Raw genomic sequence first — 1,934 nt, forward strand, 5'->3', positions numbered from 1 at the left:
GCCGTCAAGCTGATCGAGAAGATGCGTCAGCAAGGCCTGAGTGCCGATGTGCGCGTGCTGTTCAGTCAGCCAACCCTAATGGCACTGGCTGCTGCGGTAGGCAGCGGTACGGAAATCCGTGTCCCTGCCAATCTGATCGAGCCGGGTTGCACGCATATCACGCCGGACATGCTGCCGCTGGTCACCATCAGCGAAGAACAGCTTGAGCAGGTCATTGCCTCCATTCCGGGCGGCGCAGCCAATATCCAGGATATCTACCCGTTGGCGCCGTTGCAGGAAGGGATTCTCTATCACCACCTGTCTGCCGAGCAGGGCGATCCCTATGTATTGCAAGCGGTATTCGGTTTTGCCAATCAAGAGCGACTGAATGCCTTCACCGGCGCACTGCAGAGCGTCATCGAACGCCACGATATCCTGCGCACTTCGCTGTACTGGGAAGGTCTGGACGAGCCGGTTCAAGTGGTATGGCGTCAGGCCGCCCTGGGTGTGGAGCACCTTGAACTGGACCTGGAACAAGGCGATATCGCCAGCCAGTTGCAGGCGCGTTTCGATACCCGCCAGCACCGCATGGACATTCGTCGGGCCCCGTTGATGCGGATTGCCTATGCCCATGATCCGGCCAATCAGCGCTGGGTCGCCTTCCTGCTGTTCCATCACCTGGCACTGGACCATACCGCGCTGGAAGTGGTTCAGCACGAGATGGAGTCCTGGCTGCTCGGCGATACCGGGCGTCTGAGCGAGCCGGTGCCGTATCGCAATTACGTGGCTCAAGCCCGTCTGGGTACCGATCGCGAAGCGCAGGAAGTCTTCTTCCGCGACATGTTGGGGGATCTGGACGAACCGACCCTTCCGTTCGGTCTGCATGAAGTGCAGGGCGAAGGTCGTGACATCGAGGAGCATCGTCTGCCTCTGGATCTGGACCTCAGCAAGCGACTGCGAGCGCAGGCTCGTCAGCTTGGGGTCAGTGTGGCGTCACTGCATCACCTGGCCTGGGGGCAGGTGATCAGTGCGGCCAGCGGTCGTGACGATGTGGTGTTCGGCACTGTACTGATGGGCCGCCTTAATGGTGGCGAAGGTGCAGATCGTGCCTTGGGCATGTTCATCAATACCTTGCCGCTGCGTCTGCAACTGGGTGCCGGTGGGGTAAGAGCAGGTGTGCGTGAAACTCACGCTCGTCTCAGCGCCTTGCTGGCTCACGAACATGCGCCGCTGGCCCTGGCTCAGCGTTGCAGTGGCGTACCGGCGTCGACGCCGTTGTTCAGCGCCTTGCTCAACTACCGCTACAGCGCTGCGCCGGGCGAGTACAGCCTGTCGCCAGCCTGGGAAGGTATCGAGCCGCTCAAAGGCGAGGAGCGCACCAACTATCCACTGACCCTGTCCGTGGACGATCAGGGCGAGGGTTTCGAGCTGATCGTGCTGGTGCAGAACGGCATCGGTGCCGTTCGTGTGACCGCTTATATGAATACCGCGCTTACCCGTCTGGTCGAAGCGCTGGAGCAGAACCCACAGGCTTCGCTCGGCAGTCTGTCGGTACTGCCGCAAGATGAGCTTGAGCAATTGCTGCATGGTTTCAACGCTACCGAGGCTGAGTATCCACTCGACCAGACGGTGCATGGCCTGTTTGAAGCTCAGGCCGAACGTACACCGGATGCGATTGCGCTGGTGTCTGGCGACGAGCGTTTGAGTTATGCCGAACTGAATCAGCGGGCCAACCGCCTGGCGCATCATCTGCGCAGTCAGGGCGTGGTGCCGGATGCTCGTGTTGCGATCTGTGTCGAGCGCGGTATCGAGATGGTGGTCGGCTTGCTGGCCATCCTGAAGGCGGGCGGCGGTTATGTGCCGCTGGATCCGGCTTATCCGGCTGAGCGTATTGCCTACATGTTGCAGGACAGTGCGCCTGCGGCCGTACTGGCACAGAATGCGACGCTGGATCT

General features: G+C 60.9%; 1 protein-coding gene. It reads left to right on the forward strand.

Annotated elements, in window-relative coordinates:
• Positions 1-1,934, forward strand: a 1,934-nt coding sequence (locus tag K5D32_RS25660; RefSeq protein ID WP_221602312.1) for a condensation domain-containing protein, incomplete at both ends; no start/stop codon positions are given.

This window comes from Pseudomonas cichorii, from assembly GCF_019719005.1.
GTDB lineage: Bacteria > Pseudomonadota > Gammaproteobacteria > Pseudomonadales > Pseudomonadaceae > Aquipseudomonas > Aquipseudomonas cichorii_E.